Annotated in this window: 10 protein-coding genes and 2 pseudogenes; 9 read left to right on the top strand and 3 right to left on the bottom strand. The window is 60.4% G+C overall.

The window, feature by feature from the left end; genetic code table 11:
- Positions 1–3 precede the first annotated feature (3 nt).
- The 4 genes from G8E03_RS15345 to G8E03_RS15330 are packed head-to-tail and all read left to right on the top strand — an operon-like array spanning position 4 to position 5,687.
- On the top strand, positions 4–2,145 hold the full coding sequence (locus tag G8E03_RS15345; RefSeq protein ID WP_166194579.1) for a PqqD family peptide modification chaperone: 2,142 nt from the start codon (positions 4–6) through the stop codon (positions 2,143–2,145).
- A complete protein-coding gene (locus tag G8E03_RS15340; RefSeq protein WP_166194576.1) occupies positions 2,142–4,127 on the top strand; it encodes a preprotein translocase subunit SecA in 1,986 nt (661 codons plus the stop codon). The genes G8E03_RS15345 and G8E03_RS15340 overlap by 4 nt, the downstream gene beginning before the upstream one ends.
- Before the next feature lie 40 nt (positions 4,128–4,167).
- Positions 4,168–4,956 (top strand): efflux RND transporter periplasmic adaptor subunit, encoded by a 789-nt coding sequence (locus tag G8E03_RS15335; protein WP_166194573.1) that lies wholly within the window; start codon positions 4,168–4,170, stop codon positions 4,954–4,956.
- Positions 4,956–5,687: a hypothetical protein gene (locus G8E03_RS15330; protein ID WP_166194570.1), complete on the top strand. Its 732-nt coding sequence runs from the start codon at positions 4,956–4,958 to the stop codon at positions 5,685–5,687. The genes G8E03_RS15335 and G8E03_RS15330 overlap by 1 nt, the downstream gene beginning before the upstream one ends.
- Before the next feature lie 36 nt (positions 5,688–5,723).
- Here G8E03_RS15330 and G8E03_RS15325 read toward each other — a convergent pair whose 3' ends face one another.
- A complete protein-coding gene (locus G8E03_RS15325; protein WP_166194567.1) occupies positions 5,724–6,410 on the bottom strand; it encodes a TetR/AcrR family transcriptional regulator in 687 nt (228 codons plus the stop codon).
- Between the two features lie 489 nt (positions 6,411–6,899).
- On the opposite strand from G8E03_RS15325, the gene G8E03_RS17515 reads away from it, so the two are divergent.
- The 3 genes and pseudogenes from G8E03_RS17515 to G8E03_RS15310 form a co-directional block, all read left to right on the top strand.
- Complete coding sequence (locus G8E03_RS17515; protein WP_240910486.1) at positions 6,900–8,195, top strand: Hint domain-containing protein; 1,296 nt, start codon at positions 6,900–6,902, stop codon at positions 8,193–8,195.
- Between the two features lie 219 nt (positions 8,196–8,414).
- Positions 8,415–9,431, top strand: a complete 1,017-nt coding sequence (locus G8E03_RS15315) for a nucleotidyltransferase family protein (protein WP_240910485.1) — start codon at positions 8,415–8,417, stop codon at positions 9,429–9,431.
- A 98-nt stretch (positions 9,432–9,529) separates the two neighbouring features.
- A pseudogene (locus G8E03_RS15310) lies at positions 9,530–9,921 on the top strand (IS6 family transposase); the annotation flags it as partial.
- Positions 9,922–9,967: 46 nt separating this feature from the next.
- Here the strand turns inward: G8E03_RS15310 and G8E03_RS17615 are convergent.
- Entirely contained in the window at positions 9,968–10,096 is a 129-nt protein-coding gene (locus G8E03_RS17615; RefSeq protein WP_283811455.1) for a hypothetical protein, read from the bottom strand.
- Between the two features lie 69 nt (positions 10,097–10,165).
- Positions 10,166–10,834 (bottom strand): annotated as a pseudogene (locus G8E03_RS15305) (integrase core domain-containing protein); the annotation flags it as partial.
- A gap of 290 nt (positions 10,835–11,124) precedes the next feature.
- On the opposite strand from G8E03_RS15305, the gene G8E03_RS15300 reads away from it, so the two are divergent.
- Positions 11,125–11,856, top strand: a complete 732-nt coding sequence (locus G8E03_RS15300) for an endonuclease/exonuclease/phosphatase family protein (protein ID WP_347340515.1) — start codon at positions 11,125–11,127, stop codon at positions 11,854–11,856.
- On the top strand, positions 11,857–13,395 hold the full coding sequence (locus G8E03_RS15295) for a phospholipase D family protein (protein WP_166194558.1): 1,539 nt from the start codon (positions 11,857–11,859) through the stop codon (positions 13,393–13,395).
- The last annotated feature ends 148 nt before the right edge of the window (positions 13,396–13,543 follow it).

Here is a 13,543-nt window from a genome sequence, read left to right as displayed (position 1 = left end):
CCCGTGGCGCAATCTTTCCTCTCCGCCGACTGGTACAGGATCGCCCCGCTGAAACCGCGGCTGCGCGGGCATGTGGACATTCACCGCCAGCAGTTTCGCGGCGAGGTCTGGTTCGTGGTTCAGGATCACACCACCGGGAAATACAACCGGGTGACGCCTGCCGCCAATTTCATGCTGTCGATGATGAACGGCCGCAGGCGGATGCAGGAGATCTGGGAGCAGGCCTGCGCCCGCTTCGGGGATGAGCCGCCCACGCAGGGCGAGACGATCCGCTTGCTCAGCCAGCTGCACGGCGCGGATCTGATCGCCAGCGATCTGACCCCGGACGTGGAGGAGATCGGACGGCGGCACGCGCAGCAGGAACGCTCCTCGATGTTGCAGAGGATCCGCAATCCGCTGGCATTGCGTTTGCCGCTGTTCGATCCCGATGCCTTTCTGCAGGCGACGCTGCCGCTGGCGCGTCCGTTCTTTACCGTGGCGGGCTTCATGGCGTGGGTGATGCTGGTGGCCGCCGGGTTGGTGCTGGCCATACTCAACTGGGGGGCGCTGACTGGTAGTATCGGCGACAGGGTGCTGGCGGCGGACAACATCCTGCTGATCGTGCTGGCCTATCCCCTGGTCAAGGCGGTGCACGAACTGGGGCACGCCTATGCGTCCAAGGTCTGGGGGGGTGAGGTGCATGAGATCGGGGTGATGATCCTCGTCTTCATGCCGGTGCCCTATGTCGATGCCTCTGCCTCCGCCGCGTTTGCCTCGAAATGGCGGCGGGCGGTCGTGGGGGGCGCGGGGATCATGGTGGAACTGGCGCTGGCCAGTCTGGCCCTGATGTTCTGGTTGAGCGCGGAGCCGGGGCTGGCGCGGGCCTTTGCGTGGAACGTCATGCTGATCGGCGGCGTGTCCACCCTGCTGTTCAATGGCAATCCGCTGCTGCGCTTCGACGGGTATTTCGTGTTCTCGGACCTGATCGAGATTCCAGGGCTGGGGCAGCGGTCCAACAAGTATTTCTGGTATCTGGTGCAGCGTTACCTGTTGCGGATCGACACCGCCAAGAACCCGGTGACGGGGCGGGGAGAGGCGAAATGGCTGCTGAGCTATGCGATCGCGGCGTTCATCTACCGCATCTTCATCAGCTTTGCGATCGCGCTGTTCATCGCGTCGAAATTCTTCGTTATCGGGATCATCCTGGCGCTGTGGGCGCTGTACAACACCTTCGTCTCGCCGCTGTGGAAGGGGCTGAAATGGCTGGCGACGACGCCGGATCTGCGCACGCGGCGCTGGCAGGGGTGGGGCACGCTGGCTGTCACGCTCGGCTTGATCGGGGGGCTGCTGTTCTGGGTTCCGGCCCCCTATGGCACGGTGGCGCATGGCATCGTCTGGCTGGACAACGATGCGCTGTTGCGGCCCGCGACCGCTGGCGTGGTGCGCGATGTGGCGCCCTCGGGCCTGGTGCCTGCGGGCGGGCACCTGATCACGATGGACGAGCCCGCGCTGGACAATGCACGCGCCCTGGCCGAGGCGCGATTGGCCGAGATGCGGTTGCGCCTGCAATCGGTTCTGGTGCTCGACCGGGTGCAGGCGGGGGTGATGCGCGAACAGGTGCGTCTGCTGGAAAGCCAGCTTGCAGATGTGGCGGTGCGCTCCGACGCGTTGCGGATGAGCGCGCCCGTCGCGGGAACTGTCGTCGTGCCGGGGGCCGAGGATCTGCCGGGGCAACGGTTGGAACAGGGTGCCGTCATCGGCTACCTGATCGACGACCGCCCGCTGCGCCTGCGCGTGGCCGTCGGGCAGGACAGCGCGGAGCTGGTGCGCGGTCGGACGCGATCCGTCTCCATCCGGTTTCAGGGCGATCTGGAGCGGAGCATTCCGGCGCGGTTGTTGTCGGAACTGCCTGAAAGCCGGGCGGAATTGCCATCCCGAGGGTTGTCCACGGCGGGCGGCGGCGCGTTCGTCCTGAACCCCGAGGCGAGCAGCCCGCTGGGCACCATCCAATCCGTGTTTCAGTTCGAGGTCGCGCCCAGCCAGGACATGCCCGTGCACCGGATCGGTGAACGGGCACTGGTCCGCTTCGACCACGGGACGGAGCCTTATGGCTGGCGCTTGTGGCGGGCGGTTCGGCAATTGTTCCTGCGGCAGTTCTCGGTATGAATGCGCCGCTGCGCCTGCCCGCCGCGCTGGATTACCCCGAGCGTGCGGATGTTCAGGAGGGCCCGGTCGAGCGTTGGCTGATCGGTGTGCAGGCCAGCGTCATGGCACGCGGTGCGCGCCTGCGGGCGTGGCGCTTGCGGGGGATCCTACGGGCCGTGCGGCGGCACGAGGCCCGCTTCGCAGCTATGGACGAGGGCGAATTGCAGGCTGCCGGGCGCGATATCTCGTTAAAGCTGCGCGAGGTGCCGAACCGCCTGCCCCTGCGGGTGACGGGGGAGGCCTTCGCCCTGATCCGCGAGGTCTCGGCCCGTGTCCTTGGCAAACGTCACTACGACGTTCAGGTGCTGGGCGCCTGGGCCATGCTGCGCGGTCAGATCGCGGAAATGCGCACCGGTGAGGGCAAGACGCTGTGCGCCACGCTGGCCGTGACCACCGCCGCGCTGGCCGGTCGCCCCGTGCATGTGATGAGCGTGAACGACTATCTGACCGCCCGCGATGCGGAGGAAATGTCGCCGCTCTACGCCTTTTTCGGGCTGAGCGTCGGCGTGGTGCAGGAGGGGCAGGATGCCGACCTGCGCCGGGCGTTGTACCGTAGCGATATCGTCTATGGCACCAACAAGGAGATCGCCTTCGACTATCTGCGCGACCGGGCCGTGCTGCGCCGCAGCCCCGGCAACCTGCGCCGAAAGATCGACCGCTTGATGCGCCCCGGAACCGAGCCGTTGCGCCTGCGGGGGCTGCATGTCGCGATCATCGACGAGGCGGATTCCGTGCTGATAGACGAGGCCCGGACCCCGCTGATCATCTCAGGCGGGGAAACGGAGGAAGGCGGCTTTGATGAGGCGCTGTTTCGTGAGGCGATGCAGGTGGCCACGGACTTGATCGAGGGGGAGCATTACCGCATCCCCCGCGGTTTGCGCCGGATCGAGATGCGCCCCGCCGGGCTGGACCATCTGGATGAGATCGCGGAGGGGCGCGAGGATGCCTTCGGCATTCCGGTGATCCGCGAACATGCCGTGGTGCAGGCCCTGAACGCGCTGCACATCTATCACGCGGGTGAGGCCTATCTGGTGATGGATGGAAAGGTGCAGATCGTGGATGAGAATACCGGCCGCGTCATGGCGGATCGCAGTTGGTCCGATGGCTTGCACCAGATGGTCGAGCTGAAGGAGGGGTTGGAGATCACCAAGGCCCGCGAAACCCTGAGCCGGATCACCTATCAGCGGCTGTTCCGCCGCTATGCCCATGTCGGCGGCATGACCGGCACGGCCCGCGATGCGGCGTGGGAGCTGTGGTCCGTCTATCGGCTGGCCGTGGCGAAGATTCCCACGAACAAGCCCGATATCAGACGCTTCGCCGGGGATCGCCTGTTCACGACGGAAAGCCGCAAATGGCAGGCCATCGCCGCGCGCGCGCGGGAGTTTCATGAGGCCGGGATGCCCGTGCTGATCGGCACACGCTCCGTCACCGCGTCGCAGCAGGCCAGCGCCCGCTTGGCCGAGGCCGAGTTGCCGCATCAGGTGTTGTCAGCCGCGCAGGACGCGGACGAGGCCGCCGTGATCGCCGAGGCGGGGCAGGCGGGCCGCATCACGGTCGCCACCAACATGGCCGGGCGCGGCACCGACATCAAACTGGGCGCAGGCGTCGCGGAGGCCGGTGGCCTCGCCGTGATCCTGAGCGAGCGGCACGACAGCCGTCGTGTGGACAGGCAGTTGGAGGGACGGTGCGGCCGGCAGGGCGAACCAGGCCGGGTGGAGGCGTTCCTGAGCCTCGAAGATGAATTGATGCGCGGCAAGGGGGCCGCCAACCTGCGTCGCGCCGGGCAGGTGATGTCACGGCTGCTGGGCGCGTCCTCCGCCGGATGGGTGCTACGGCTGCGGCAAAAAAACGTCGAGGCCCTGCACGCCGAGGCCCGCCGCGACCTGCTGGAACAGGACCGGCAGTTGTCGCGCACGCTGGCGGTTTCCGGGGAACTGGAATGAGGCTCTTGGTTCGGCCTAACGGGCGCAGTAGGGTCGGCGCATGAAATACCTCGCTTTGACATTCACCATCCTCGCCACCCCCGCCCTGGCACAGCAGAGTTTCGATTGCGTGATGGACCCGGCGGAGCTGGTGCAGGTCGGCAGTCCGGTCGCCGGTTTGCTCGCGCAGGTCAACGTGCGGCGCGGGCAGCAGATCGCGGCGGGCGACGTGATTGCGGAGCTGACGTCAGAATTCGAGGTCGCCACCATCGGTTTGCTGGAGGCCCGCGCCAGTTCGCACGCCGCGCTCGACGCGCAACGCGCCCGGCTGGAGTTGACCCAAGGGCGATATGAGCGGACCCGCGAATTGATGGAACGGGGCGTCACCACGCAGGACGCCATGGCGGAGGTCGAGGCGGAGCTGGTCACCGCGCAATCGCTTGTCGCGCAGGCCGAACTGGAGCAGGACGTCGCGGCGCGGGAGCTGGATCGTGCCCGCGCGGCGCTGGACCAGCGCATCATCCGCTCGCCCATTGACGGGCTGGTGTTCGAGCGGCGTCTGACCAGCGGCGAATATCTGACCTCCGACGGCTATGTCACCAGCCTCGTGCAACTCGACCCGCTGCATGTCGAGGCGTTTCTGCCCGTCGAATTGTTCGCCGAGGTGGCGGAGGGGCAGAACGTCACCATCCGCCCCGCGCCGCCGATCGGGGGGGTCTATCAGGGGACAGTCACGGTACGCGATCGGGTGTTCGACGCGGCTTCCGGCACGTTCGGCGTCCGCGTGGAACTGCCGAATCCCGAGGGTGTGCTGCCGGCGGGCCATCGCTGCCTGCTCGATCTGGAGTGATGGACGAAGCCGGATTCCTGCGCGTGCTGGCCCGTTTGGACGGCCCATGCATGATAGAGCGGTCCGTAAAGATATCCGGCGATCAGGTCAGTGACGGCCGATTGCTGGTATCCGCGCCGCGCAGGGCGCTGCTGCCGGGAGCGAAGCGCAGTTTCCAGACGATCTGTTCCGAGCTGGGTGCAACGGATGTCGATGCCCTGGTGCCCTATCTGGGCATGGCGACCGATGTGCATTTCGGGTTCGAGCCGGGACAGCAGCCGGTATGCAAGGCTTATCTGGAATTCGGTGAACACTCCCCGATTGGGGGCGTTCGCTTCATGGCGCTAAAATGGCGCGGCACCGATTGTCGCACGAACCTGTATTTCGACCGGAGCGCATTGCCCGCGGAGGCCCGGTTCGCGCTTGTGAACGCGGTGATCCCGGAGGAGCCGATCAGGGAGGTGTTCGCCGCCACGATGCGACAGGCGATGTCTGCCGGACCGCTGCACGACATAAAGCTGCTGCTGGTGGAGGAAGAGGGATCCCTTCGACGCTCACTGGATCTGAACCTGGCGGATTTCGGCTGGCGCATGAGGGATCTCGCCGATGCTTTCGGGGACCTGCGCGGGCTGTCCGACGAAAGGCGTATCGGGCATATCGCGGCAGGTACGGGCCGGGGGGGCGAGGCGTTCTACACCCTCTACCATGATGCCAGACCTGTCGTGTTTTCGACCGGCAACCGTAGTCTGTGAGCGAGAACACCCACGCTCAAGGGGTTTCAGCGCAGATCACTCGGGCGGATTTCCCCCGGCGTTCTTGAACAACCCCCCGACCACGAAGGTCATATAGCTGTCGACGACATGCGGCGGCGGCGCCACGACCTTGCCGTCGCGCATGCAGTAATGGGCAGAGATGTAGTCCCTCGATGCCATGAGAATCCGGCAGACCACGTGAAGCTGGTTCGTACTTTCAAAGCGCAAATGACCCAGCCGTGCTTCATGCTGCAGCGCGCTGAGATAGCTGTCGGTTTGCAGTTCGACGTGGCGGCGAAACCCCTCGCGGGTATGCGATTCGCCCTCGTGCAGCATCGTGAAAAGATGCGGTGTGTCGCGCAGAAATTCGAGGAAACCCTCCATCCGCGCACGCTCACGCGCGATGGGATCGTCCGGCGCCTTGAGCACGACGTCGCGGATATGGTTCAGCAGTTCGACAGAAATGTCGGGCAGCATCTGTTCGAGCAGCGCCTGGCGGGAGTCGAAATACGTGTAAAAGGTGCCGTGGGCGACCCCGGCCCCATCCGCGATGCGCGCGATCGTGGCCCCGGCGAAGCCGTGCTTGCCCACTGCCTCGATGGCCGCAGCCATGATCTTGGCGCGGGTGATCTCGCCCTTCCTGGCACGGGTCAGACGTCTTTTGGGATGTGGGACTGCGGTGCTTTGCGGGGGCGTTGCGGGGTTTCTTTCTGCGTAGCTCATGACCCGTGGCTACACCACTCGGACAGGATCGGTCAATGAGCTGAATATTGAATCAACATTCATTTTTTTGTTTACAAGTCCCGATCCGCCCCACTACGCTTCATAGTTAATGAGAAGCGCTCAATAAATGTGCTGCTCGCGATCCAGGATCGTCCGAAGGCGACCGGATCACGGGGTAATGCAAGGCGATCAAAATTGCCTGCGTCTCATTCCATGCTTTGGGAGGAGCAAATGTATATCTTGAACAAGACGATCAGTTTGATGGGACTTAACGGCGTGATCAATGGTCACTCCGCGTCGGAACAATCACTTTTGTATCGAAGGCCGCGTTGCTCATAGTACAGATGAGCGGTTTCAGTCCACGTCGCGAGTTCATCCGTTTATAGAAAATCTGATGATTCAAATGTGACAAAAATCATTTAGTTTAGCTTCCGATTGGACTCTTATACTTAAGCAAGGTTTTCGAAATCAGTATGAATTGGAAAAGATATGGCGCTTCTAGACGTTGACTTGTTGGCCAATAATGAGGTCATCATTGATCAAAACAATGCTGATTCAACGAACACGGTGAACATCACCGCTTTAGGAAATGGCACCCTAATCGTGGATGGGGTGGAGGTGACAATCATTAGCGTTGCTGGTGTTTCAGCGGGCGCAAATGCAACGTTTGAAACCATCAACAACGCAACCCTGAACATCGACCAAGGGCTTTTGGCAGTCAGCGCATTAACATCGACAACCTACAAGGTGGGTGACAGCAGTACGGTAAATCTGGATGCGTCAGGAATCGATCTCGGGGCGCTCTCGACGTTGCTGAACGCGGATCATAACGTCGAATTTTCGGGGGAGAACCATACGGGCACATTCTCTTATGACCCGCCGATCGTTTCGCTGGTGTCTGCTCTTGATCCTATCACGTTCAACACGACGGGGATGCAGTCCACAGATATGTTTGTGGTCGAAGGCAAAACACTTTCGCTCGATACCACGCTCACTGGCGGCCCAAGCTCAGCTTATCGTGGCGGTGTATTACACTTGGAAACCGGGGGGGGGCTTCTCACTCCCAAGGTACATGTTACGGTGCCGATGACCCAGAATGAGTTCAATATGTTCCTCAGCAATCAGGGAATATATCTGAACGGAGACACATTCACCTTTCCCGGCGAAATTGTCTGCTTCGGGCGCGGGACGCTTATTCTGACAATTTGTGGTGACGTTGCAGTCGAAGATTTGCGCGAGGGCGATCTGGTCATGACCCGCGATCATGGTGCCCAACCAATCCGCTGGATCGGGTCGCATTACATTGGAACCGTCATACTTAACACGCAGCCCAATCTTCACCCCATTCGTATATCTGCCGGTGCGCTTGGTCAAAACGCACCGGCACAGGACCTGATTGTTTCACCCCAACACCGTGTTCTTGTTCGTTCGAAGATTGCGCAACGTATGTTTGGCGCTATCGAAATTCTGGTCGCAGCCAAGCACTTGTTGGAACTGGATGGTATCAACATCGCCGATGATCTGGTCGAGGTGGAATATTATCACATGCTGTTCGATCAGCATGAGGTGATCACCTCAAATGGGGTCAAAACAGAGTCTCTGTATACTGGACCTGAGGCAATTAAATCAATCGGTGCGCAAGCACTGCGCGAAATATATACTCTATTCTCTGAATTGCGAGATCGTGACTACAGCCCGGTTCCGGCACGCATGTTGCTGTCGGGCAGGCAAGGCCGACAACTTGCAGGTCGCCATACAAAGAACAATCGCGCAATGTTGATGTAACGGGAAAGAGGCTGCCGTTACATCGTGAGGACCAGCGCGGCATATCAGCAAACTGAGATGCTCTGCATGGTCCTCATTGCGTACGTGCCCAATTGGTGTTTGAGGATTTCTTATAGCATCTGACCTCATCAGCATGGCGATACTCCCTAACTGCTTTGCCTAGCAATTTACTGTTTTGATAGGTATATGTATGCCAAGCAAAACTTGGAAATGATTGGCATGACCCCTCTCAGCAGCATCGCAATGAGCGCTTACACCGATCTGGTGCGCCTTTTAAGAGATGACGTACTGTCCGATGTGGATGGCAAGCCGACGCTCAAGGAGCGCGGCGACAAGGCCTATTGGTACGCCGCGCGACGTGTCGGAACCGAAATGCGGTTCATCTATATCGGCGAGGATAGCGACGAGACGCGCATACGGATCGACCGCATCGAGGAGTTGCGCGCGACAGCCAAAGAGCGGCAGGCGGAGCGGTCACGTCTGGTCCGGCTCTTGCGCGCGGAAGGCATGACGCCCACCGATCGATCAACGGGCTCCATCCTGTCCGCTATGGCAACCGCCGGAACCTTCCGTTTGGGTGGTACCATCGTCGGGACCAATGCGTTTCGTCTCTATGAAGGCGAGCTTGGTATCCGCCTGCCACTGGGCGGTATGGCCAACACCGGCGATATCGACATTGCGCAGTTCGAAAAGCTTAGCGTCGCACTGGAGGATCAGGTGGACCCGGGGCTGGCCGAGACTTTTGCGACACTCAAATTTGACCCTTTGCCCGCCCTTGATCAAGGCCGGACTTGGCGATGGGCGCAAGGTGGTAGTGGCCAGTTGGTCGAGTTTCTCACACCGGCCTTCGGGGATGAGACCATTCGCGATCTGCCAGCATTGGGCGTGAACGCCCAAGGATTGAACTATCTCAACTTTCTAATCGCCGAGCCGATCCACGCAGCGGCGGTCTATCGGTCGGGCATTCTCGTGCAGGTGCCACGCCCGGAGAGATATGCAGTCCATAAACTGATCATCGCTGACCGGCGGCGGGACGGGGCGGGGAGCCTCAAATCCGCGAAGGACCGCGAGCAGGCGGCCTTCCTGATCGAGGCGATGGCTGAGGACCGGCCCGATGATCTGACACGGGCTTATGCCACCGCGCGGGAGATTGGCCCGCGTTGGCGGGAGCATATCGGCAATTCACTGAAACGCATGCCGGAGACGAGGGCGATCCTCGAGAGCCTCGGTGCGTGATCGCCCAAGCGGCGAGATTTGCCATGGGTCTCGGCTTGTGTTGTCACAATAACCACTTCCGATTGTCGGGTCCATAAAATTGAAGGTAGCCGGTGCTGATGCAGACGCCGTCCATTAGCTACAAGCGCCACCGCTTTCCGCCGGAGATCATTGCCCATGCGGTCTGGCTGGACGTTCGGTTCAATCTGAGCTGGCGTGAGGTTGAGGAAATGCTGCTCGAACGTGGCTTTGACGTGTTCTATGAAACCATCCGGCGCTGGACCGTCAAAAATTCGGCCAGCGGATCGCACGGAACCTGCGGTGTCGACAGGCGGGCCCCGGTGATGTCTGGCATCTGAACGAGGTCGTTGTGAAAATCTCGGGGCGGAAGTTCTGGCTCTGGCGCGCGGTCGATCAGCATGGTGTTGTTCTGGAGGAGTTCCTGCAATCCAAGCGCGACAAGCGGTCGCTACTCCGCCTGATCAAATGTCACGCGCTGCCCAAACGGGTGCAGAAGTTAACGTGACAACACCATCCGTGCGGCCCGCCATTCTCGTTCACTGCAATCGGGCGGTCGCCCATCCATGACGGATCACCTGCAGGCCGAAGGCATTATTACCGCTGCAATCAAAGAAAAAATAATTAGGCCGGCGGAGCTTGTTGATGGCAGCCAACTTCAGTCTCATTGGAGACTCTCCCCGATAGACTGAGGTGTTCACGTCCTCGGCTTCAGCTCTTGACCTGCCACTGAACTTTCATCCAGCCGCGACCGGAGCCCGGTTTGTGTTTACGCCGGTTGGCGCAGGTTGAGCAATCGCCCGACGCGCGGAGCTTTCACCTCGTGTAGCGGGCGGGCGATTGTGGTGGCGAGAGACCGCGCATAGTCGATGGGCGTCGGATATTCCAAGCAGAATGCGGGCGTTCAGCGTTGTAGTCGGGGGCTCAGGCCGAGATCACGACGGGGCATGGACGAGATTGCGGAACATGGTCTCGTTAACCAACTCGTCGCGCATCCGACCGTTGAAACTCTCGACGAACCCATTCTGCTTCCGCCTGACCCCTCACGGGATCATATTTTGCATGACCCTGCCGGGCAGTAGGACGCAATGTAGTGGCGAAAGTTCACGGGCAACACGTCGGCCCGAGATCGAGGTGTCCGGGATCGCCGCTGGGCATTCACGGGTTACGTCGTCGACCACGGTGAACACCCGGAAGCGCTGTCCATTCGCAAATTGGTCGTGAACGAAATCCAATGACCAACGGGCGTTCGGTCGGGCCTCGACCAGGATCGGAGCCCGTGTCCCGATGGCTTTACGATGCGCCCTCCGCTTGCGCACTCTCAGCCCTTCCTCGCGGTAGAGCCGATAGATGCGATTGATCCCGGAAAGCTCGCCCTCGCGACGCAACAGAACGAACAGCCGTCGCATCAACAGGCGGTTATGGAAAGATGACTGTTCGACGGAAAGCGTCCAAAACGAAATCCTGCGCGCGAATCGATATTATGTTATATTGCAACTGAGTGTCACGATTTCCGGGCCGCAGCCACACTCCCCCGGCCTTCACATGCTGGCCCCATTCCACACTTGGGTTCAGTGGACAACGGCCCTCCGGGTCGGTTTATGATGACATCGTCGTTCAGGAGTTCCCGTTGACACCCCCGGTACAGATCGCAGGTTCCTGTCTGTGCGTGTGACCAATCCTGGCTCCACTCTCTTTGAAAGGGGTTTTATCTTTGGCAGAATTTTCGCTTGCCAGCTGGAATATACGCGCGGGCCTGGGGCGCGATCTCAGGCGAAGGCCATTGCGGACGATCGAGGTGATTTCGGGCCTTGATGCAGATGTCCTCGTCTTGCAAGAAGCGGATTTTCGCCGTCATCCGCGGCCCAGTGCCCTGCCGGTGTCAGGGGGCCGTATCGGACCGTTCGAGGTAATTGACCTGACGCCGAATGCGGTTGGACTTGGATGGCACGGTATCGCTGTGCTCAAGCGACCTGATGTCGATGTGGAAGCTATAGAACGTATTGATCTGCCCGCTCTTGAGCCACGTGGGGCGGTCATACTGGACCTTAGGATTGCATGCAGACCCCTGCGTCTCGTTGGTGTCCATCTCGGCCTGTTGCGGGGCAACCGGCGCAAGCAAATCAGCTATGTCGCCGATCAATTGTCGAAAATGACGAAACGCCCAACCGTGATCGTGGGGGACTTCAACGAATGGCGAGAGCGTAAAGGCCTTGAAACCCTGCCTGATTGGCTGCGTACGCACAGTCCGGGCGCGACGTTCCCCGCCGGTCGGCCGTTTCTCAGACTGGACAAGATCGCGATGACCAAGGACATCGACCTGTTGGCAAGCGAGGTTGTCACACATCCGGCGGCACAGATCGCCTCGGACCATCGGCCTATCCTCGCACGGTTTCGCCTGACGGCGACATCTGCTAGGGACAGTTGAATGCTATTCTCCATCCTACAGTTCCTACTTTTTGTGGCTTGTTTTCTGGGGCTTGCGATCATCATCGCGAGAGTCAGTTTTTCTGTTCCGCCCGTCGCGAACCGATCACAGGAATTCGCACTTCCGCCCGCAACCGAAGGCCGGTTGTCCGAGGCGCTGAAAGAGCAAGCCCAGCGACATCCAGAATTGAGTGGCATTTCGCCGCTGGAGAACGGGATGGATGCCTTTGTCGCCCGGATGATGCTGGCGGGCGCGGCTGTGTCTTCGATCGATGTGCAATACTACATCTGGCGCGCCGATATGACGGGTCATCTGCTCCTCAAGGCGCTGTTGCATGCAGCGGACCGCGGTGTGCGGGTGCGTCTATTGCTGGATGACAATGGCGTCGACGGTCTGGATGATGTGCTTGCCAGTATGGACGCCCATCGCAACATTGAGGTCCGCCTGTTCAATCCATTTATGCTGCGCCGTTTCAAGCGGTTGTCTTATGCTTTTGATTTCTTTCGGCTGAACCACCGTATGCACAACAAGGCCTTTACGGTAGATGGGCGAGCCAGCATCCTTGGCGGGCGAAACATTGGTGACGAATACTTCGGAACCGGCAAGAACCCGTTGCAAATGGACCTCGATGTCCTGGCCGCGGGCGAAGTCGTCTCGCATATCTCCGCAGACTTTGACCGGTATTGGAATGCCGCGTCAGTGCATGAGGCAGCTTTCATCCTCGGCAAGGTAAGGCAACCTGATCTGCTCACGATGCGGTTGGCTCGCTTTGCGGATGCGCCGCAGTACTCTGATTACCGCGCTTCTCTCGAGGATTCGGACATCGTCACATCGCTGAAGGAAGGTACATTGGCGCTGGAATGGACCTCAGCTGACCTGATAAGCGATGACCCTGATAAGATCATGGGCAGGGCGTCAGAAGCGGAACTGTTCACCACACGGCTTCGCGATGCCATGAAACCCATCGAGCACCGTTTTGATGGCGTAACCCCCTACTTTGTACCAGGTGAAAGAGGTCAAGAGGCCTTTGCCAGCCTTCGGGAACGTGGGGTTGCCGTGCGTATGTTGACCAACTCGCTTGAGGCCACCAACATGCTGCCAGTCCACGCAGGGTATAGCAAACGCCGCAAGGACCTGCTGCGCATGGGGGTCGGGCTTTTTGAACTGCGCGCCCAGGCTGCTGCTCCGTCGGACGGGGACAAATTGGCCCGTTTGGGGTCTTCGGGATCAAACTTGCATGCAAAGACCTTTGCAGTGGATGGAGCCCGTATTTTCATAGGCTCATTCAATTTTGATCCACGCTCAGCGATGCTCAACACTGAGATGGGGCTTGTGATCGAAAGCGAAAGAATGGCGCAAGCACTGCACCACGCGTTTGATACCGGGCTTCGCGGTTTGACCTGGCAGTTACGGTTGCAGGATGGCAAACCAGTTTGGACTGAAGGGACCACCACGATAGAAAAAGAGCCAGGGACGAGCCTGCACAACCGCATCGTCTTGCGGCTTATCGGGTGGCTTCCAGTCGAATGGCTCCTTTAGCGTCTGAAGCCATAGCGTCGCCATACACAGTCCTGACAAGAAAAGATCCTCAGGGTCTGGAAGCATGCCGCGAAGGACTGATGGTCTATTGCCTTCTCATTCAATTTTTACGTGTTCGACCCAACGTGATTGTAGAAGTGGTGCAGAA

This window comes from Pontivivens nitratireducens, assembly GCF_011290545.1.
GTDB lineage: Bacteria > Pseudomonadota > Alphaproteobacteria > Rhodobacterales > Rhodobacteraceae > Pontivivens > Pontivivens nitratireducens.
Note: the sequence above shows the minus strand (reverse complement) of the source record. Positions and strands in the feature narration are given on the sequence as shown.